General features: G+C 39.1%; 21 protein-coding genes. 14 read left to right on the top strand and 7 right to left on the bottom strand.

Going from position 1 to position 20854, the window contains the following annotated elements; translation table 11 throughout:
* The first annotated feature begins 2 nt into the window (after positions 1 to 2).
* Positions 3 to 929: a LysR substrate-binding domain-containing protein gene (locus tag ACIF8R_RS13925; protein ID WP_396481396.1), complete on the top strand. Its 927-nt coding sequence runs from the start codon at positions 3 to 5 to the stop codon at positions 927 to 929.
* On the opposite strand, the gene ACIF8R_RS13930 is transcribed toward ACIF8R_RS13925, so the two are convergent.
* Complete coding sequence (locus ACIF8R_RS13930; RefSeq protein WP_151749570.1) at positions 921 to 1487, bottom strand: nicotinate-nicotinamide nucleotide adenylyltransferase; 567 nt, start codon at positions 1485 to 1487, stop codon at positions 921 to 923. The genes ACIF8R_RS13925 and ACIF8R_RS13930 overlap by 9 nt on opposite strands.
* A gap of 109 nt (positions 1488 to 1596) precedes the next feature.
* On the opposite strand from ACIF8R_RS13930, the gene ACIF8R_RS13935 reads away from it, so the two are divergent.
* A complete protein-coding gene (locus tag ACIF8R_RS13935) occupies positions 1597 to 2397 on the top strand; it encodes an enoyl-CoA hydratase-related protein (protein WP_396481398.1) in 801 nt (266 codons plus the stop codon).
* Here the strand turns inward: ACIF8R_RS13935 and ACIF8R_RS13940 are convergent.
* Together ACIF8R_RS13940 and ACIF8R_RS13945 are read right to left on the bottom strand one after the other, a co-directional pair.
* The gene (locus tag ACIF8R_RS13940; protein WP_049064766.1) at positions 2390 to 2704 is read right to left on the bottom strand and encodes an NGG1p interacting factor 3 protein, NIF3; all 315 of its coding nucleotides are present in this window, start codon (positions 2702 to 2704) and stop codon (positions 2390 to 2392) included. The genes ACIF8R_RS13935 and ACIF8R_RS13940 overlap by 8 nt on opposite strands.
* A gap of 68 nt (positions 2705 to 2772) precedes the next feature.
* Positions 2773 to 2898 carry a KGW motif small protein gene (locus ACIF8R_RS13945; protein ID WP_031981977.1) on the bottom strand — a complete coding sequence of 42 codons (126 nt, stop codon included), beginning with the start codon at positions 2896 to 2898 and terminating at the stop codon, positions 2773 to 2775.
* A 171-nt stretch (positions 2899 to 3069) separates the two neighbouring features.
* Between ACIF8R_RS13945 and ACIF8R_RS13950 the strand changes: the two genes are divergently transcribed.
* On the top strand, positions 3070 to 3663 hold the full coding sequence (locus ACIF8R_RS13950) for a hypothetical protein (RefSeq protein WP_396481400.1): 594 nt from the start codon (positions 3070 to 3072) through the stop codon (positions 3661 to 3663).
* On the opposite strand, the gene ACIF8R_RS13955 is transcribed toward ACIF8R_RS13950, so the two are convergent.
* The 3 genes from ACIF8R_RS13955 to purL all read right to left on the bottom strand — a co-directional run bounded on the left by ACIF8R_RS13955 (position 3658) and on the right by purL (position 9386).
* Positions 3658 to 4209, bottom strand: a complete 552-nt coding sequence (locus ACIF8R_RS13955) for a hypothetical protein (protein WP_396481402.1) — start codon at positions 4207 to 4209, stop codon at positions 3658 to 3660. The two genes, ACIF8R_RS13950 and ACIF8R_RS13955, sit on opposite strands and share 6 nt — an antisense overlap.
* A gap of 46 nt (positions 4210 to 4255) precedes the next feature.
* A complete protein-coding gene (locus ACIF8R_RS13960) occupies positions 4256 to 5470 on the bottom strand; it encodes a multidrug effflux MFS transporter (RefSeq protein ID WP_396481404.1) in 1215 nt (404 codons plus the stop codon).
* An 82-nt stretch (positions 5471 to 5552) separates the two neighbouring features.
* Positions 5553 to 9386 (bottom strand): phosphoribosylformylglycinamidine synthase, encoded by a 3834-nt coding sequence (gene purL, locus ACIF8R_RS13965; protein ID WP_396481406.1) that lies wholly within the window; start codon positions 9384 to 9386, stop codon positions 5553 to 5555.
* A gap of 309 nt (positions 9387 to 9695) precedes the next feature.
* Between purL and ACIF8R_RS13970 the strand changes: the two genes are divergently transcribed.
* The 10 genes from ACIF8R_RS13970 to pal all read left to right on the top strand — a co-directional run bounded on the left by ACIF8R_RS13970 (position 9696) and on the right by pal (position 19433).
* The gene (locus ACIF8R_RS13970; protein ID WP_311069433.1) at positions 9696 to 11036 is read left to right on the top strand and encodes a deoxyguanosinetriphosphate triphosphohydrolase; all 1341 of its coding nucleotides are present in this window, start codon (positions 9696 to 9698) and stop codon (positions 11034 to 11036) included.
* A gap of 92 nt (positions 11037 to 11128) precedes the next feature.
* The gene (ruvA, locus tag ACIF8R_RS13975; protein WP_032053016.1) at positions 11129 to 11728 is read left to right on the top strand and encodes a Holliday junction branch migration protein RuvA; all 600 of its coding nucleotides are present in this window, start codon (positions 11129 to 11131) and stop codon (positions 11726 to 11728) included.
* Between the two features lie 8 nt (positions 11729 to 11736).
* The gene (ruvB, locus tag ACIF8R_RS13980) at positions 11737 to 12741 is read left to right on the top strand and encodes a Holliday junction branch migration DNA helicase RuvB (protein ID WP_002052424.1); all 1005 of its coding nucleotides are present in this window, start codon (positions 11737 to 11739) and stop codon (positions 12739 to 12741) included.
* 216 nt (positions 12742 to 12957) lie between these two features.
* Positions 12958 to 14292, top strand: coding sequence for a M20 family metallopeptidase (locus tag ACIF8R_RS13985; RefSeq protein WP_396481408.1), 1335 nt, complete (start codon positions 12958 to 12960; stop codon positions 14290 to 14292).
* A gap of 211 nt (positions 14293 to 14503) precedes the next feature.
* Positions 14504 to 14911: a tol-pal system-associated acyl-CoA thioesterase gene (ybgC, locus tag ACIF8R_RS13990; RefSeq protein ID WP_004699892.1), complete on the top strand. Its 408-nt coding sequence runs from the start codon at positions 14504 to 14506 to the stop codon at positions 14909 to 14911.
* Between the two features lie 23 nt (positions 14912 to 14934).
* Positions 14935 to 15633: a protein TolQ gene (gene tolQ, locus ACIF8R_RS13995; RefSeq protein WP_311069436.1), complete on the top strand. Its 699-nt coding sequence runs from the start codon at positions 14935 to 14937 to the stop codon at positions 15631 to 15633.
* Positions 15633 to 16085 (top strand): protein TolR, encoded by a 453-nt coding sequence (gene tolR / locus ACIF8R_RS14000; RefSeq protein WP_002052868.1) that lies wholly within the window; start codon positions 15633 to 15635, stop codon positions 16083 to 16085. The genes tolQ and tolR overlap by 1 nt, the downstream gene beginning before the upstream one ends.
* A 3-nt stretch (positions 16086 to 16088) precedes the next feature.
* Positions 16089 to 17471: a cell envelope integrity protein TolA gene (tolA, locus tag ACIF8R_RS14005; RefSeq protein WP_396481410.1), complete on the top strand. Its 1383-nt coding sequence runs from the start codon at positions 16089 to 16091 to the stop codon at positions 17469 to 17471.
* A 90-nt stretch (positions 17472 to 17561) separates the two neighbouring features.
* Complete coding sequence (tolB, locus tag ACIF8R_RS14010; protein WP_263614380.1) at positions 17562 to 18842, top strand: Tol-Pal system beta propeller repeat protein TolB; 1281 nt, start codon at positions 17562 to 17564, stop codon at positions 18840 to 18842.
* A 27-nt stretch (positions 18843 to 18869) separates the two neighbouring features.
* On the top strand, positions 18870 to 19433 hold the full coding sequence (gene pal / locus ACIF8R_RS14015; protein ID WP_263614381.1) for a peptidoglycan-associated lipoprotein Pal: 564 nt from the start codon (positions 18870 to 18872) through the stop codon (positions 19431 to 19433).
* Between the two features lie 55 nt (positions 19434 to 19488).
* On the opposite strand, the gene ACIF8R_RS14020 is transcribed toward pal, so the two are convergent.
* Entirely contained in the window at positions 19489 to 19677 is a 189-nt protein-coding gene (locus tag ACIF8R_RS14020) for an NF038105 family protein (RefSeq protein WP_002052586.1), read from the bottom strand.
* A 182-nt stretch (positions 19678 to 19859) separates the two neighbouring features.
* Between ACIF8R_RS14020 and ACIF8R_RS14025 the strand changes: the two genes are divergently transcribed.
* Positions 19860 to 20831: a class 1 fructose-bisphosphatase gene (locus tag ACIF8R_RS14025; protein WP_396481412.1), complete on the top strand. Its 972-nt coding sequence runs from the start codon at positions 19860 to 19862 to the stop codon at positions 20829 to 20831.
* Positions 20832 to 20854: the final 23 nt, after the last annotated feature.

Consider the following 20854-nt stretch of genomic DNA (forward strand, 5'->3'; position numbering starts at 1 on the left):
AAATGGCTCAACAGCTAAAAAGAATGATGTTTAGTAGCGTAGAGCTATTTTGCTTAGTCGCAGAAAATGAAAGCTTTTCCAAAGCAGCACTTCATGCAGGTGTTAGTCCAGCAGCGGTAAGCCGTTCAATTGCCCGATTAGAAAAACATTTAGCAACACCACTTTTTATGAGAACGACTCGACAAGTACGTTTGACGTCACAAGGAAAAATGTATTTTGAGGAATGTAAACAAGCATTAAATCAAATTTTAGAAGCTGAACAACAACTTAAAAACCAAAAGCAACAACCCTCAGGTTTGATTCGAATCAGCGTACCAACACCTTATGGACATTACCGAATATTGCCATTATTAGCAAAATTCTCACGACAATATCCCACCATCGAAGTTGATGTTCAACTCACCAATAAAAATGTGGACTTTATTGCAGAAGGATATGACTTAGCAATTCGTGGACGACAATTTGCTGATTCGAATTTGATTGCACGTCAGCTTGAACAAGCTGAGCTAATTGTGGTGGCTTCACCAGAATACTTAAAAAATTTCGGCACACCGCAGACCCTTGACGATTTACAGCATCATCAATGCATTCAATTTGTGTTACCTAGTACAGGAAAAAATGTACCTTGGTTATTCAATTCAAATCATCAAACTATTGAATATCAAAGCATAGGTAAGATTCGTTGTTTAGATGATATTTTAGGTACTGTCACCTTAGCAAAACATAGTGCAGGATTATTACAAACCTACCGTTTTATAGTAGAAAAAGAGCTTAAAAATGGAGAATTGCTTGAGGTTCTTACAAAATTTTCAGGAACTTCACGTCCTTTTTCTCTCCTCTACCCACATAAAAAACACGAATCTTTTCATATTCGTGTTTTTATCAATTTCTTGATTCAAGAATTAAAGCCACAAACTGATTTAATTTAAATTACTTTTATCATCTATGAGATATTTGCGTTGTAATTCAGCATAAATTTCAGTTTCTTTAAATTCATCTAAAAATTTAATCGTTCCTACAGGAAAAAATTCCGTTTGGATTTCACCACGATAATAAGCTTCACGCATTGGCGTTGCTGAAATAGAGTCTTTTAAGCTATCCAGTTCAACCATGATCCACTCTGGAAATAGTCTCAAATAATATGAAGACTCATCCTTAAAATGCCCAATCAAACCAACTTTTGAGTTCGGTTCTATTACACCATTTACCAGTGATTTGACTTGTTTTACCCACTTCTCATCATTGTAAACATCGACGACATGTACAAATCGAATACGTTTTTGCTCATCTGGTGAAAAATTCGACAAGATCATTTGCTCGCGCTCTACTGCTAAGAACGGATTCTTAATATTGCGCTCCATTTGAGCAGAGCCTAATGCTAAAACGACATAACGGCTTTGCTGCAAAGCAATTTCAATTGTCTGCATATGAGCCAAATGAAATGGTTGAAAACGCCCTATAAAAACGAGATAGTCAAATGTATACATAATGAGTTTTTCACTTTTTATGAACTCACCAGTTACGCTTATTACAAAAAATATGCGCCATAATGAGAACCTAAAAATCAACAACGTGGTTTAAAGCAAGGATAGTACGATGACACTTAGCTGTATTCAACAACCTCATCAACATTTACAAGCAAATTTAGAAGGTGGCGTACTCACCTTAGCCATAAATCGCCCAGAAGCAAAAAATGCATTATATGGCGAACTTTATTTATGGATTGCTCAAGCGCTTGATGAAGCCGACCAAAATAAAGATGTCCGAGTAGTCGTTTTACGCGGTGTAGAGCAAGATTTTACCGCTGGTAATGACATGAAAGACTTTATGGGTTTTTTACAAAATCCTAATGCAGGTCCAGCAGGTCAAGTTCCTCCATTTGTACTCCTTAAATCTGCTGCTAGATTATCAAAGCCGCTTATTATTGCAGTAAAAGGTGTAGCTATTGGTATTGGTGTTACGATTTTATTACATGCAGACTTGGTTTTTGCTGACAACACTGCCCTATTCCAAATTCCATTTGTAAGCCTTGGCCTTTCTCCGGAAGGTGGCGCAAGTCAATTATTGGTTAAGCAAGCAGGTTATCACAAAGCAGCTGAATTACTGTTTACTGCAAAAAAATTCAATGCAGAAACTGCTCTACAAGCAGGCCTAGTGAATGAAGTTGTTGAAGATTCTTACACATCTGCTCAGGCAACTGCTCAACACTTAACAGCATTACCACTTGCTTCACTAAAACAGACAAAAGCATTGATGAAGCATGATCTGGATAAGATCATTGCATGTATTGATCATGAAGCTGAAATCTTTATGCAACGCGTTCAATCACTTGAAATGCTAGAAGCTGTACAAGCATTTATGCAAAAACGTAAACCAGATTTCTCACAATTTAACTAATATCCAAAATTTGGATAAATTCAAAGGCAGGCTCTTCGTAAGGATGGCTTGCCTTTAATGCTTTCGCAACCTCACTTGCCTTTTCTTCAAGTACAATTGTTTCAACACGCCATTCTTCAACTTGTTCGAGTTCATCCAACTCTCCAATATAAGGATCAGCGCCTTTGACTGGTTTAAACTGCCCTATCCCTTTGACTTGCCATGCGCAGTGTTCATAGTTACCTATACCACCTGCTCCGGCCGCAAATATGGACTGTTTAGTCGACTCAAGATGTGACTCAGGTACGTAATAAATCAACTTTAACATGAGTGGAATGACTCAAAACTATTGGACTTGCTTTAAATCATACCGTTAAAAAAGCTTCTAAATCAAAGTCAGCTCATCAGTGCCAAATAATTTGCTCCAATAAAAAGAATTTGAATAGCAAGCGCCAAGCCGAATAAGCGCCAGCCTCTGTCCTTTGTAGACATCGTTCCCATATGATTTTTGTTTTTCATCATTTTGATCTCCGATTTTTATCGTTGTTACAGAGAAAGCAAAAATTGAACCAACTTCCTTAAAGTATAATTTAATATAAATTTACCTTACCCATCGAAATATTTTTCTTATTAAATTGTTTTTTGTGTAACTTATCAAATAACATGTTAATAAATATTTAGGCCAAAAGAAAAATGACTAATTCATTCATAAATCAATGGAAGTTTTTTTATCCTAATAAACTTCCAATTTCACATTGTTTTCGACAATATTTTTCACAATTTTGGTTCCGAATTCATAGTCTTCCAGAATCAAAAAGATATGCAGATACACCTGCAGAATATGAATTATTATTAAATCGTCATAATCAAATTATTGATGACTGTTTCGATTCTAATGCTTCTATTTTTATTGTTACCGGTCATTATTTCAGTCAAAGCGATAATAATAAAATATATGATCCAACTTTAAGGCTCAAATACGAATTTCATCCAGAAAAAGAAATAAATCTAACCCAAACTAATCCCGAAGATTATGATGATGACGAAGAAGATGTTTTGTATAGACCATACTCCATCAATGAAATTTGGAAAAAAAATGAACACAATGATTTATTAAAAAAGATCGCCGACGATGAGGTTCGAGCCTTTATGATTTCTTTTGAGCAAAATATAATTATTGCTCCATATGATGGTGGCATTGATTTTATTATCTTTAATGACGCCAAGAGGAAAGAGTTAATAAATAAGTATAAAGATTGGCTGTCACCACGAGCTGATGGATTATAGAACTTTAGGAATATTAAATAATACATCTGTAATCTCTAAAGATTTTGGAGATAAATTTAATGAGAAATTATAATTCCCTATGAGTGGACGATCTTCTATTGGTAATGAATCTATATAATTTCTTTGCTTTATCCAATGAGTATGAGGCACACAATATCCATCATTGTATCTAGAAAAAGTTCTTGTATATGAATCAACAAGAATTACTCTAACTTGGAAATAATCACCATATAAAGTACCTGCTGATATTTTATGATCTTTATCAAATGCAATTTTTATGACAGCCTCAATCAAATCCTCTCTTTTTTTCTTATGAATTGCTAAATAATCATCTAGATAGCTCGAGAATTTATTATTTACTTGCTTTAAAAATTCATCATTTATGAAAGAGTTATGATTTAATAGATCAAATGTTAAGGAAAATTCACCTATTGACAAACAATGTGTATACAAAACACCGATTGCCCAAAACCCCTCACAATCATGATACCGATTAACAAACTTATCTAGTAATACAGTTGCAGTATCTAATAATCTTTTCTTCATTTATTTAAAGACAATAATATATAAATAAAATTTTTATCATATTTAATCAAAGATTTGCATTATCTACAATCTTTAACTGCCTCTTCTCATATACGGTCATCATAAATGCTAAACCACACAAAATGACGAAGCCACAGGTCATTGGTATTAATGTCCCGTCATATAACTGCCCAATAATAGAGGCTAGAATAAGTGACAATACAGACGAAGCTGCACCAATAATAGCCGATGCCATTCCCGCAACATGCCCCATTGGCTCCATTGCAATCGCGTTTAAATTACCAAATAAAGTTCCAAATAATAAAAATAAAATGCAGGCATAAAGCATAAACATCCAGAATGACACAGCCACGCCTAAAATTTGAATTCCTAAGAAAACCAAAGAAATTAAGCACAAACCTAGAAAGCCATAAATACAAATTGGACGCATACCAAACTTCATGACAATTTTAGAGTTGGTAAATGAAGCAATTCCCATCACACCAGCAAGCACAGCAAAATAAGCACTGAATTCTTGCCCAGTTTTACCAAATTGCTGCATAAAAATTTGTTGAGAAGTTCCCAAATAACCAATAAATCCACCAAAGCAAAAGCCTGCACATAGCAAATAACTCATGGTGGTTTTATTACTTACGACTTCTTTAAAGCCCTCTTGAAATGCTTGTAAACGCATAGGTAAACGGTTTTCAGGAAGTAGCGTCTCTTCTAATCGTAAAGCGACCCATGCCCCAACAACTGTGGCGTAGACCATATATAAAACAAAAATATCACGCCAACCAAAGAAATGGATAATAAGCTGTCCCAGACTTGGTGCAATCGCTGGAGCGACCATAAATACCATCATGATTAAGGACATAATACGGGCCATTTGAGCGCCGCTGTATTTATCTCGTACAATCGAAATAGATGCGACGTAAGGCCCTGAAACGCCAATACCTTGAATAAAGCGCCCTACTAAAAACCATTCAAAACTTTGTGTGGTAAAGCACAATAAACTTCCCAAAAAGTAAATGATAATACCGGTAAATAAAATACGTTTTCGTCCAATCGCATCAGATAGTGGTCCCGCAATGAGTTGCCCTATCGTCATACCGGAAAAAATGCCAATAATGACCCACTGTGTCTGATTATTATTCTTTAAGTCAAAAACTCGTCCAATCTCGCCTAAAGCCGGCAAGACAGCATCTATTGAAAAAGAAACAATCGACATGAGTAATGCCATCAGAAGTGCAAACTCACGGAAATGGATTTTTGATTTCATTTTTCTTCTCTACTATTTATTCTACTCACATTGTACTACATACAAATAAGCCACCTTTCGGTGGCTTATTTCACTTTTTATATTAACCAATAAACTTACGAGCGTTACGGAACATACGTAACCATGCACCGTCTTCAGTCCACTCTTCTGGACTCCAAGAGTGTTGAATTGCACGGAAAGTACGCTCTGGGTGCGGCATCATAATCGTTGCCCGACCATCTTTAGACGTTACACCAGTAATTGCTTCCGGCGAACCGTTCGGGTTCAATGGATAATGTTGAGTCGGGTTACCGTGACTATCAACATAACGCAAAGCAACTTGGTTCGCTGCATTTAAGTTTGCAATATCAGTTTCACTCGCAACTGCACGACCTTCACCATGTGCAACAGCAATTGGTAAAATCGAACCTTCCATACCATCAAGTAATACAGAAACAGATTTTTCAACACGAACGTTTACGCTACGCGCTTCAAAAACTTCTGACATATTGCGGTGGAAACGTGGCCAGTGTTCAGCACCCGGAATAAGCGGTGCTAATTGTGACAACATTTGGCAACCATTACAGATACCTAAGCTAAACGTACCTTCACGGTGGAAGAATTGTTCAAACTGATCACGTAACTTCGCATTGAACAGAACTGATTTAGCCCAGCCACCGCCTGCACCCATTACGTCACCGTAAGAGAAACCACCACAAGTCACTAAACCTTCGAAATCACTTAAGCTTACACGACCAGCGAGTAAGTCGCTCATGTGTACGTCAATCGTATTAAAGCCAACTTTGTCAAAAGCTGCAGCCATTTCAATATGACCATTTACACCCTGCTCACGCAAGATTGCCATATTAGGACGACGGCTATTAATAAACGGCGCTTCAATAGGTTCATTTAAATCAAATGTAGGTTTTGCAATTAAACCTTGATGTGATTTATCAGTAATTAAAGCAAACTCTTGATCAGCAGTTTCAACGTTATCACGTAAACGTTGGATCTGATGAGATACCTCAGACCAAGCTTGTTGTAACTCTGCACGCTCTAGTGTTAAGCCATTTACAGATAATTGATCGGTGTTATTTACGCGACCAACTACAGCAATTGCATCTTTCAAGCTAGAAGCAGCAACTTCTGCTTGTAAAGCTTCCCAATCAGCTGCTTTGATTTGAACTACTGCACCAATTTCTTCTGCAAATAAACTAGCAGTAGTTTGGTTTTCTAATGCCACACCTAAACGTGAAGCAAACATCATTTCAGCTACAGTTGCGAGTAAACCACCATCACCGATGTCATGGTAAGCTTGAATCAAGCCACGGTTATTCCAGTCTTGAATTAAAGCAAAGAACGCTTTGAAATCATCAAAACTATCAACATCTGGAGTGATTGAACCAATTGCTTTATATACTTGAGCAAGAATCGAACCACCTAAACGGAACTGACCTTTAGATAAATCAATACGTACAAGTACCGAATCTTCTAAATTCTTAAGTTCAGGTGTTAAAGTCTTACGAACATCAGCTACTGGAGCAAATGCAGTAATTACACCAGTCATTGGAGATGTTACAGCTTTATCTTCGCCGTTGTCGTTCCAAGTGGTACGCATTGAAAGTGAGTCTTTACCTACAGGAATTGCAATTCCCAAAGCAGGACACATTTCCATACCAATCGCTTTCACACCTTCAAACAATGCTTGGTCTTCACCTTTTTGACCAGCAGCAGCCATCCAGTTTGCAGAAAGTTTGATATCGCTAATTTGTTCAATGTTTGCACATGCAATATTAGTAATTGCTTCCGCAACTGCCAAACGAGCAGACGCTGCTGGATTTAACAATGCAACTGGTGGACGCTCACCCATCGCCATTGCTTCACCAGTAAAGCCTTGTAGGCTTGTAGTCGTTACTGCTGCATCAGCAACAGGAATCTGCCAACGACCAACCATTTGGTCACGTGCAACCATACCCGTAATTGAACGGTCACCAATGGTGATCAAGAATGACTTAGACGCAACTGTAGGGTTTTTCAATACACGGAAAATCGCATCTTTCAAATCAACTTTTGAAGCGTCAAATTCGTTACCTTTACGCTCAATCGTTTCATAAGAACGTTGCATACGCGGTGTACCACCAAGCATTACTTGCATTGGGATATCAACTGCATTGTTTTGGAACAATGGATCTTCAACAGTTAAATGACGTGCTTCAGTTGCTTCACCTAACACGGCAAATGGACAACGTTCACGTGCACAGATTGCTTCGAACTGTTCTAAAGACTCTGGACGAATTGCCAGAACATAACGTTCTTGTGCTTCGTTTGACCAGATTTCCATTGGGCTCATGCCCGGCTCTAATGAAGGAATCTTACGAAGATTAAGAACTGCACCTAACTCGTGGTCATTTACAAGTTCAGGCATTGCATTTGATAGACCACCCGCACCAACGTCGTGTACAGAAACGATTGGGTTGAAGTCTTCTAAGCGCCAGCATGTATCGATCACTTCTTGACAACGGCGTTCCATTTCTGGGTTTTCACGCTGTACAGAAGCGAAATCAAGGCTTTCACCCATTGTACCGCTGTCTACAGAAGATGCTGCACCGCCACCAAGGCCGATTAACATTGCAGGGCCACCCAATACAATGAGCAAGTCACCTGGTTGAATCGCATCTTTTTCTACATGGTCAGGACGAATGTTACCGTAACCACCAGCGATCATGATTGGCTTATGGAAGCCCTTCACTTCACCATTTACGTTTTGTTCGAAAGTACGGAAATAACCATTTAAAGCAGGACGACCGAATTCGTTGTTAAATGCCGCGCCACCTAATGGACCTTCAATCATAATTTGTAATGGCGATGCCATACGTGAAGGTTTACCGTAATTTTCTTCCCAAGGTTGTTCAAAACCAGGAATATTTAAGTTAGAAACAGTAAAGCCTGTTAAACCAGCTTTTGGTTTACCACCACGACCAGTTGCACCTTCATCACGGATTTCACCGCCTGAACCAGTTGCAGCACCAGCAAATGGAGAAATTGCTGTTGGATGGTTGTGAGTTTCAACCTTCATTAAAATATGAGCAGCTTGGCTCTTATATTTATAAACAAAGTGACCGTTTTCATCTGCTTTAGGATAAAAACGCATAGTGTCATAACCAACAATTACAGAAGCGTTATCTTTATATGCTGATAACACATCAGTTGGTGATTCTTTATAAGTATTTTTAATCATTTGGAACAATGATAATGGTTGTTTTTCACCATCAATTGTCCATTCAGAACCGAAGATTTTATGACGACAGTGTTCAGAGTTTGCTTGTGCAAACATCATTAACTCGATGTCATTTGGATTACGGCCAAGACGAGTAAACGCTTCGGTTAAATAATCAATTTCTTGTTCAGATAAAGCAAAGCCAAATTCGTTATTGGCTTTTACTAATGCATCTTTACCTTCACCCAAGATATCAATTGAGTTTAAAGGTTTTGGAGCTGTTTCTGAAAAGAGCGCTTTTGCATCATCAATTTGAGCAAAAACAGTTTCTGTCATACGGTCATGAAGTACTTGTTTTACTTCATTAGAAATTTCAGAAACACCTTTTAAGGTAAATAAAAGACCACGTTCTAAACGGTGAACTGGTGTATTACAGTTCTTGAAAATATCAGTTGCTTTAGAAGACCAAGGTGAAATAGTACCCACACGTGGTGTTACTAAAATCTGAATCTCATCACTTGCAGGTTGACGAAGTTCAAAAGACTCACCGTCATTTAACAATTGCAAAGCAGATTGATGTTGCTGCTCGTTGAGCGCTTGATCAAACAAATAGACCCATTGGCTGTCAAAAGATTGAACAGAACTAATTGACGATAAACGTGTTAATAGTTGAGCTTTCTTAAAAGAAGAATGTGCTGCTGCACCGGCCACGATAAACATGTTGATTTTGGCTCCACGGGCAGGTCTTGTGAACCTTACCGCAATGTGACTTTAGAGAGAGCGCATATTCTACTGTGTCTTGCTAAAATCAGCTAGATGTAGAATCAGTATTCTGTAACCTAATTCTGCAAGAAGTGATGTGTTTTTTGTTCAAAATCATTTTTTTAAGCATTATAGGTAAAAATAAATTGTTTCATGTTTATTCAATAACATAATAAAACCTGAACTAAGACAAACTATGTCGCACCACGCTAGTGCTTTTAAGTTTTTTTTGGCATGATCAGGCTTTATAGTTTTGAATAATGATAAATGGAACAAATGCGTTGGTTAGAACTGCTTTCTGCGGTTCGTTTAGGCAGTAAAAAAAGCAGTACAGAGTTGGCTCGTAGCCCATTCCATAAAGATTATGACCGCATTATATTCTCGCAAAGTTTTCGTCAGTTAAACCGTAAAACTCAAGTTCACCCTCTAGCACAGCATGACGGTATCCATACCCGTTTAACTCACTCCCTTGAGGTTTCCTGTATTGGCCGTTCCATGGGTATGCTTGCAGCCGAAAAAATAAAAGATGAATTGCCCGTTTGGATTTCTCCTGCCGATGTTGGCGCAATCATTCAAGCAGCCTGCCTTGCACATGATATTGGTAACCCACCCTTCGGTCATGCTGGTGAATATGCAATTCGTGAATGGTTTGACGATGCATCACATAATGATTTTCTAAAAAAATTGACGCCCGAAGAAGAGGCTGATGTACGTCAGTTTGAAGGTAATGCTCAAGGTTTACGCCTCTTAACCCGTATTGACTATCATCCAGATGATGGAGGCATGCGTTTAACTTACGCGACCCTAGGCGCATATTTAAAATATCCTTGGCTTTCAAAAACAATAGCTTCGCAAGGTGATCGTCCATCACACCAACGAGCCAAATTTGGTTGTTATCAGTCTGAAAAAGAAATTTTAAAGCAAATTGCTGAACAGCTTGGTCTCATTCAATTAGGTGAATATCATTACTGCCGCCACCCGCTTACTTATTTATTAGAAGCTGCAGACGATATTTGCTATGCCCTCATTGATTTAGAAGATGGCATTATTTTAAATATGCTGAACTATCAAGAAGTTGAACCGATTTTTCTGAACTTAATTGCAGATTATGGTCAACCTGAAGAGTTGTCACAGCCGAGCAGTACATGGCAACAAAAAATCTCGGCATTACGTGGCCGTGTTATGAAACGTTTGGTCGATGAAGTCACAACAGCTTTTGCTAAGCATCAGTATGAAATTATTACAGGTCAGCTGCAAGGTAACCTTTTACAATACTGTTCACCTGATATTGCTAAAGGGATTGAAACAGCCAAAAATCTGGCTCGTGAAAAAATCTTTGAACACCCACAAAAGTCTGGTTTAGAAATTATTGCACATCAAAGTTTGCAAACAATTCTGGATGCATTTGTACCATTAACCATGCCACATAAATCTTTGAGCTTTAAAGAACAACGTTTAATGTCTATTCTCCATTTATACGGTGCACGCTTTAGCAACAACCACTACAACAATATCATGCAGGTACTCGATATTATTAGTAAGTTTTCAGATCATCAGGCTTATAGCTTGGCGCAAGAGCTACAAGGCAATAAAATAGGTCTGTTTTAAGCTGGCTTAATATAGAAAGAAATAAAACCAGTGTCGTTTTCAATTGATGTTAAACGGCCAGATTTACAGTTATGAATAAGTGAAATTACGTTATGATCGGATGTTTAATTGGCGAAGTGTTTGCCCTAGAAGCCCCTACTGTCTTACTCAATGTAAATGGTGTGGGTTATGAAATTGATACGCCACTTTCAACATTTTGCCAATTACAAAAAGGCCAGAAAGTTACGCTATGGACGCATTTAGTTGTGCGTGAAGATGCACAGCAGCTTTACGGTTTTAGCGATGCTCAAGAGAAAACTATTTTCCGTACTTTATTAAAAGTAAATGGTGTAGGCCCTAAAATGGCATTGGGTATCTTGTCTACATTAAGTGTTGAATTGTTGGTACATACAATTGAACACGACGATGTAAACACTTTGGTCAAAGTTCCGGGCGTTGGCAAAAAAACAGCTGAACGTTTAATGATTGAACTTCGTGATCGTTTTAAAACCTTGGCTCAAGGCACTTCAACTGCGGCGACCATGCCTCAAATTCAGTTTGCTGCAAACTCTCCTGTTGCAGAAGCAGAAGCTGCGCTGCAATCTTTAGGTTATAAGCCACTTGAAGCACAAAAAGCTGTAGCTGCGGTTAAAGCCGACTACACTGAATCAGCCGATATTATTCGTGCTGCTCTTAAATCAATGATGAAGTAAACACACCTATGCAAGACCGTCTAATCAGTGGAACAGAAAAGCCTGAAGATCATTTTGATCGGGCTATTCGACCAACTTCACTTGCCGACTATATTGGGCAACCAGTCGTACGCGAGCAAATGGAAATTTTCATTGGCGCTGCTCGTGGTCGTGGTGAAGCTCTCGACCACACACTGATTTTTGGTCCGCCCGGCTTAGGTAAAACCACACTAGCTAATATTATTGCACGTGAAATGGGTGGCAACCTCAAATCGACTTCAGGGCCTGTCTTGGAACGTGCAGGCGATTTAGCGGCAATGCTGACTAACCTTGAAGAAGGCGATGTTTTATTTATTGATGAAATTCATCGTCTTTCACCGGTGATTGAAGAAATTCTGTATCCAGCGATGGAAGATTACCAACTCGACATCATGATTGGTGAAGGCCCTGCTGCTCGTTCAATTAAACTCGATTTACCCCCTTTTACACTCGTCGCTGCGACCACACGTGCGGGCTTACTGACCTCACCATTACGTGACCGCTTCGGTATTGTGCAACGTCTCGAGTTCTACTCTGTAGAAGACTTGACTCACATTGTGTCGCGCTCTGCAAACTTAATGGATGTACCCATTACAGTTGAAGGCGCAGAAGAAGTAGCACGCCGATCACGCGGAACACCTCGTATCGCCAACCGTTTATTACGACGTGTTCGTGACTATGCCCAAGTGAAAGGCACAGGCGAAGTGACCCATGAAATGGCACAGCGTGCGCTTGATATGCTCAATGTTGATAAAGCTGGCTTAGATACCCTAGACAGACGTTATTTGAGCATGCTACTCGAGCGTTTTGATGGCGGTCCTGCTGGAGTTGAAGCGCTTGCAGCAGCGATGGCTGAAGACAGCGGTACGCTTGAAGATGTGATTGAACCTTATTTAATTCAACAGGGTTATGTCATGCGTACTGCACGAGGTCGGATTGCAACCAACCAATCTTATTTACAGTTTGGAATGACACCACCTGAGCCTAAAAACTAATCAAAGGAAGAGAATTTTCTCTTCCTTTTTTAATTTAATCTCTCTATCCAATTAAAATAATAATTGTCTTATCAATAAATTAGCCACTCTATACCTTTTAAGTCTTTATTTATACCTTATTGATTTTTTAATATTTTTAAAAACTGAATTATAAGAAATCTAGATAAGAAATCTAGATATCAAATCTTATGAACAATAATATTTTAGGATAAGGACATGTACAAAAAAGCCGCTTTGATTTTTCCACTCGCTTTAATGAGCCAGCTGAGCCTAGCAGATTGGGTAAAAGATGCTGCACAACAAAATGAAAATCAGATCATTCAATTAAGACAACATATTCATGAGTATCCTGAACTTGGCAATATGGAATTTAAAACATCTGCACTAGTTCAAAAAGAATTAAAGTCCTATGGCATTCAAGTCAAAACAGGTTATGCAAAAACAGGTGTTGTAGGTATTTTAAAAGGTAATAAACCCGGTCCTATTATTGCGCTTAGAGCAGATATGGATGCGCTACCTATGGAGGAAAAAAGTGGTGTTCCATTTGCGAGTAAACAAAAAGCAATTTACCAAGGTAAAGAAACTTATGTGATGCATGCTTGTGGACATGATGCCCATACCGCAATGCTATTAGTTGCGGCAAAAATTTTGGCTGCCAATAAAGATAAAATATCGGGTACAGTTGTCTTTGTTTTTCAACCTGCTGAAGAAGGTGGAGCAGATATAGACAACTTCACACAAGGTGATCAAATTGGCTCCAGAAAAATGATCGCAGATGGAGCATTTAAAGACTATAAACCTGAAGCCATTTTTGGGATACATGTCATCTCTGGTATGCAAAGTGGCCACCTTTATTATAAAGATGGTGCCATTTTAAATAGTGCAGACCATTTACGTATTCAGGTCAACGGCAAGCAGGTACATGGTTCTACCCCTTGGTTAGGTAGAGATCCGATTTATGCATCGGCACAAATGATTAATAATTTACAAAGCCTTATTAGCCGGAGAACCGACCTTACCCAAGGCATGGGCGTAGTGAGTATTGGCAATATTCAAGGTGGTACAGCAGGAAATGTAATTCCTGAACAGGTCAATATGGTTGGGACTATTCGCTCTAATAACGAACAAATACGGGCAAATATCTTAAAAAGTTTACCAGTCATGATAGAGCATAATGCTCAAGCCAATGATGTGACTGCTAAAGTTGAAATTGCACCTTATGCTCCAGTGACCATGAATGACAAAGCACTGACTCAGCTTATTCAGCCAACTTTAGTCAAGGTTGTTGGAGACTCAAAACTTCATGTTTTAGATCATAATGCAAGTGCAAGTGAAGATTTTGCCTATTATGGAAAATTAATGCCGTCATTCTTTGTTTTCTTAGGTGCAACACCAGAAAATCAGGACTTAACTCAAGCTGCACCAAATCATAGTCCTTATTTTATTGTAGACGACAAGGCTTTAAAAACTGGAACCGAGCTGCATGTAAGATTCGTATTAGATTATCCGAATATATCAAAACAAGTTCAAACCTCATGGAAGCCCTCTTAAGTCAAAAGCTTGCTAGCCATAAGATGTACCTTTTTTAGATTATAAATAGAGCAATCGCAATTGAAAGGTTGTGCCATAGGACTTAGTATGCAATCTGCTAAACTGCCCCGTATTTAAAAGCAGATGTATGACTTCGATTAGAACTGATGTTTTATCCAGCAGTCATATTTTAAATATAAAGCTCTATAGTGAACTAAAACGGAATACTCTCATGGCGAATCATTTTGAATTCAATATTCGTGTTTATATCGAAGATACGGACGCAGGCGGTATCGTTTACCACGCTAACCACATTCGCTATATGGAACGTACCCGTACAGAATGGCTCCGTGCTTCTGGCGTTGATCATTACTGGCATCAAAAAGACTACAACTTTGTTGTCCACAAAATCGACGTAAAATACATGCGCCCTATCTTAATGGATGACTTAATTACTGTTACAGCACGTGTAGTTTCATGTAAAGCTGCGTCATTTGTGTTGCAACAAAATATTTATCGTGGTGAAATCTTGCTTGCTTCTGGCGAGGTTGAGTTGGCATGTTTAAGTAAAGAACTGGTAGCTCGTCGTCTTCCAGAAGAAATACGTGATCTTATTCGTAAAGAATTGGAACAAGACTAAAAAAACAACCGGCATATGTAACTATGGCAACAAACATTGAATCAACCCTGCATATTTCTGACCTTATCTTACAAGCAAGTCCAGTCGTCCAATTGGTCATGCTGATTTTATTGTTAGCATCAATCTTTAGTTGGTACCTCATTGCCAAGTTACATATGGGTTATAAAAAAGCACGTCAAGGCGATGAACATTTCCAAAAAATGTTCTGGTCTGGTGCTGAACTCAATACCCTCTATAACAATGCACAACTCAACTCAAAACGTTCAGGCCTTGAAGATATTTTTTATCAAGGATTGAGTGAGTTCTTTAAACTTAAAAAACGTCAAGCATCTACTTCTCAAACGATTGAAGGCACCGAGCGTATTTTACGTGTAGGTTTAAGTCGTGATCAGGGTACTCTTGAATATGGTCTAGGCACTCTAGCAAGTATTGGTTCTGTTGCCCCATATATCGGTTTATTCGGTACTGTTTGGGGAATCATGAATGCTTTTATTGGTTTGGCTGCCGTTGACCAAGTGACGTTAGCTACGGTTGCACCAGGTATTGCTGAAGCACTTATTGCAACTGCAATTGGTTTATTTGCTGCAATTCCTGCGGTATTAGCTTTTAACCACTTTACGGCTAAAAGCGAAAGCGTCTACTCTGACCGCGCACTATTTGCCGAAGAGATGATTGCTTTATTGCAACGTCAATCTGTGGGTTCATCACAGGAAGATGCATAATGGCCATTCAACGTTCAGGGCGCTTTGAGCGCATAAAAAAACCATTAAAAAGTGACATGAACGTCGTGCCTTATATCGATGTAATGCTAGTACTTTTAGTTATTTTCATGGTGACTGCGCCCATGATTACTAGCGGCATCAAAGTCGATTTACCTCAGGCAAATAATCGTCCAATTGAATCCAAAGATATGCCAGCCATGGTAACAATTGGTAAAGATGGCAATATTTATCTTCAATATCAAGATTATAAAGACAACGAGCCACTTTCTCGTGAAAAGCTCGAATCTGTATTAAGTGAAGCGCAAAAGCAAGCTGAGCAGGAAAACAAACAACTTACGGTTTTAGTGAATGGTGATAAGTCGCGCCCTTACGGCGAAGTCGTATCATTGATGGCAAGTTTACAAGAAGCAGGTTTAACTCAAGTTGGCCTTCTGACAGAGCCTTTAAAATAAGCTATGAACAAAAATCAAAAGCCTCCTTTTAAACAAAATGCGATTGCATTGGGCTTCACACTTGGAGTTCATGCAATTGCCATTGTCGGCTTGCTTTTCTTAGGCTTGAGTAAACCACCAGAACAGCCAAAAAAGCTGACGACTATTTTAGTTAAGCCAGAAGATTTACCACCACCTTTAGCAAAAGAAGTTGAGCAACAAACTACTGCAGAAAATCAGGCGGAAGAAGTTTTAAGCCCAATTGTGGATGAAAATGTTCCTCAAAATCTTCCAGCAATACCATCACCTCCTCCGCCAACAGCACAACATCTGGTTGCCCAAAAGCAAAAAGCTAAGCAGGCACAGCAAGCAAAATTAGCTGAGGAAAAACGTAAAGCTGAAGAAGCTGCTAAAGCGAAACAAGCTGCGGAACAGCAACGTTTAGAGGAAGCTCAAAAACAGCAGGCTGAGGCAAAACGTCAAGCTGAGGCAAAAGCTGCAAAAGTTGAAGCTGAACAAAAGCGTAAAGCAGAAGCTGAAGCAAAAAACAAACATGAACAAAGTGAGGCTCGCAAAGCTGAAGAAGCTGCTAAACGTAAAGCTGAGGCTGATGCAAAACTGAAACGTGAAGCTGAAAATGCAAAACTTCAGGCACAGCAAGAAGCAAAACGTAAAGCTGAAGCTGAGGCAAAAGCTAAACATGAAGCTCGTAAAGCTGCTGAGGATGCGAAAGTTAAACAGCAGAAAGCAGCTGAAGATGCTAAGCGTAAAGCTGAGGCTGATGCAAAAGCTAAACATCAAAAAGCAGCTGAGGATGCCAAGCGTAAAGCTGAAGCTGATGCAAAGGCCCAAAAGCAGAAAGCGGCTGAGGATGCTAAGCGTAAAGCTGAGGCTGATGCAAAAGGTAAACACCAAAAAGCAGCTGAGGATGCCAAGCGTAAAGCTGAAGCTGATGCAAAGGCCCAAAAGCAGAAAGCGGCTGAAGATGCTAAGCATAAAGCTGATGCTGACGCAAAAGCGAAACAGCAAAAAGCTGCTGAAGATGCCAAACGTAAAGCTGAAGCTGAGGCCGAAGCAAAAGCTGCATCTGTTAAAAAAGCACAAGAAGAAGCTGCTCAGAAAAAGGGTGAAGCCAAAAAAATTGCATCTTCAGCGAAGCGTGATTTTGAGCAGAAAATTAGAAATGCTTGGGATATTCCAGCAGGAACATCAGGTCAAAAAGCAACTGCGCGTGTAACGTTAAGTGATAGTGGAGCTGTATTATCAGTTATTGTTAGCTCTAGCAACCCAGATGTTAAAGCCAGTGTCGAAGCAGCGATTCGTTCTGCTGCACCTTACCCTATGCCATCTGATCCTGATGCTCGACGCGAAGCAAGATCATTCAGTTCAACATTTACTGCAAAATAAGTATCTTGTTACATGCTTTAAATAGTTTAAGGCATGTAACTATGTTACAAAATCCACAGTCACAAAAATGCCTTCAATGACTTTAAACCTATGAAAACGAGCCGCAAACACCTTTTAGCCTTAACGCTGCTTACAGCACTAAGTCCTCTTGCACCAACAGCTGCCTTTGCTCAACTACATTTAGAAATTGCAAAAGCACCTGATCAGGCGCCTAAAATCGCTATTGTTCCCTTTAATAATGACAATGGACTTTATCCAATTGTGGAAACTGACTTAAACCGTTCAGGACGTTTCACAAGTTCATCGAAAAACTTACCTGCAAATGCTGCCATTAATCAGATTCAAGCATCTGATTGGCAAGCAGCTGGTATTCCATATGTTGTTACTGGGCAAATTAAGCAAACAGCTGATGGGTTTGAAGTCCATTACCAACTTTATGATGTACAAAAACAGCAATATCTTCTCAATGAGTTGTTGAATGTTCCTGCTTCACGCATCCGTCAAGCTGGACATATGGTTAGTGATGCTATTTATCAAGCATTAACTGGTATTGCAGGCGATTTTAGCGGTCGTATCGCTTATGTATTACGTAATCCGGCAACCCCTGCTGAACGTTACACTTTACAAATTGCCGATACAGATGGTGAGCAACCAAAAACTGTTCTCTCTTCACGCGACCCAATTCTGTCTCCAGCATGGACTCCTGACGCTAAAAAAATTGCTTATGTTTCTTTCGAAACTAAACGCCCAGCAATTTACTTACAAGATCTATCTACTGGAACACGTGAAGTACTTACCAGCTTTAAAGGCTTAAATGGTGCGCCAAGCTTTTCACCAGATGGCAAGTCAATGCTATTTACAGCATCAATGAATGGTAACCCTGAAATTTATCAAATGGATTTATCAACTCGCCAAGTCAAACGTATGACGAATGATTCTGGCATTGATACAGAAGCACGTTACACACCAGATGGGAAAGCTTTTATTTTTACATCTGACCGTGGAGGCTCTCCTCAAATTTATCGCTATGATTTTGGTGATGGCTCAGTAAAACGCTTAACATTTAAAGGGTCGTTTAATGCTCGTGGCACTTTAAGTGCAGATGGTAAAAAAATTGCACTGGTGCATCGACCAAGTGGCAGTAACTATAAGGTTGCTATCCAAGATATTAATACAGGCATTGTCAATATTCTTACCCCAACGAGTTTAGATGAATCACCAAGTTTCTCACCAAATGGGCAAATGGTGGTTTATGCAACTCGTGAAGGGAACCGTGGTTTACTGTCTATCATGTCCACTGATGGTCGTTTCCGTATGAATTTACCGAGTGAACAAGGTGAAGTACGTGAACCAGCCTGGGCACCTAAATAACTTTTTATTCCATTGATGGAGATGATGATGAAATCAATCAAATATTTGGCCCTTCCTCTACTTAGTGTAGCGCTTGTCATGACAGGTTGTGCGAGCCGTAAGCCTGCAACAACGGCAACTACGGGTACTACAAACCCAAGTACAGTAAACACAACCGGTTTAAGTGAAGATGCTGCATTAAATGCCCAAAATTTGGCAGGTGCTTCATCAAAAGGTGTAACTGAAGCAAATAAAGCTGCTTTAGCTAAACGTGTTGTTCATTTCGATTATGACAGCAGTGATTTATCTGCTGAAGATTATCAAACACTCCAAGCCCATGCTCAGTTTCTCATGGCAAATGCAAACTCAAAAGTTGCATTAACTGGTCATACAGATGAGCGCGGTACACGTGAGTACAACATGGCTTTAGGTGAGCGCCGTGCAAAAGCAGTTCAAAGTTACCTCATCACAAATGGTGTAAATCCACAGCAACTTGAAGCTGTAAGTTATGGTAAAGAAGCTCCTGTTAATCCCGGTCATGACGAATCAGCTTGGAAAGAAAACCGCCGTGTTGAAATTAACTATGAAGCGGTTCCTCCTCTATTAAAATAAGACACTCCTAAAAAATAAACGCCCACATATGGGCGTTTATTTTTGCTTTCTTAATTTAAGAAGATTTATTTTCCTCTTCTTCTGAATGTTGCATCGACTCAATCAAATCATGCTTATTAAAAGCTTTATATTCAGGTTTCGCTTCATAATCTTTCCAAGCTTCCTGAACACTTTCTTTCGAAATTTCTTCTAAATTGATTGGTTCACCTGCCGTGGGGGTCGCATCAAACTTCTTAGTTGTCATTTCGATTCTCCTAAATATACATTCCTTTGCTATGCAAACAACATACCATGTAAAATGGGGCTTGTAAGCATAAATGCAACACAAATAAAGTAAGATAATTTTTATTTTCCGGCATTCTCATCTAGAATATGCCACGTATTTATTTGACTCATTTTGATGCTTGCGCACAGGAGCGTTTTTTTATGTCCAACCTCACATTGTCCCAATTTTTACAACAACAAAAAGGGAACCTTACACCTGAGTTGGCCCAAGTCATCGACACGATTGCTACGACTTGTAAAACCATTGACCAAGCCCTACAAAAAGGTGCTTTGGCTGGAATTTTAGGCAGTGCAGGTAATGAAAATGTTCAAGGTGAAACACAGAAAAAACTTGATGTGATTTCTAATGACTATTTAATTGATGCTTTAAAAGTTCACCCTCACGTAGGTGGTCTTGCATCTGAAGAACTTGATGACTTTACACCTGCGCAAGAAAATGGCGAATACTTAGTATTATTCGACCCATTAGATGGTTCAAGTAACATTGATATCAACATGTGCGTAGGAACAATCTTCTCGATTCTCCCTGCAAAAAATGCAGTTACACAAGCACAAGATTTCATGCAAGCAGGTACTCAACAGGTTGCTGCTGGTTATGTGTTATATGGCCCATCAACAATGATGGCTTTAACCGTTGGAAATGGTGTAGCGTTCTTTACTTTAGACCCAGAAACTCAAACATTCTTACTTACTACAGAGAATGTTCAAGTATCAGCAGATACTCAAGAGTTTGCTATTAACGCATCTAACCAGCGTCATTGGGAACAACCAGTAAAACAATATATTGAAGAGTTACTTGCAGGTAAAACATCTGTACGTGAAAAAGATTTCAATATGCGTTGGGTTGCATGTATGGTGGGCGATATTCACCGTATTTTATGCCGTGGTGGTATTTTCCTTTATCCATATGATCTAAAAGACCCGAAAAAAGCTGGTCGTTTACGTTTAATGTATGAAGCTAACCCAATGAGTATGCTCATTGAACAAGCAGGTGGTTCATCAACTACAGGTCGTGTTCGTATTTTAGATATTGAACCAACAGAGCTTCATCAACGTGTTCCTGTAATTATCGGCTCTAAAAACGAAGTTGAACGCGTAACAAGCTATCATTAATAATTAAATTATAGAGGGCGTCA

Origin of the sequence: Acinetobacter sp. ABJ_C4_1, from assembly GCF_044538495.1 — a bacterium.
Lineage (GTDB): Bacteria > Pseudomonadota > Gammaproteobacteria > Pseudomonadales > Moraxellaceae > Acinetobacter > Acinetobacter nosocomialis_A.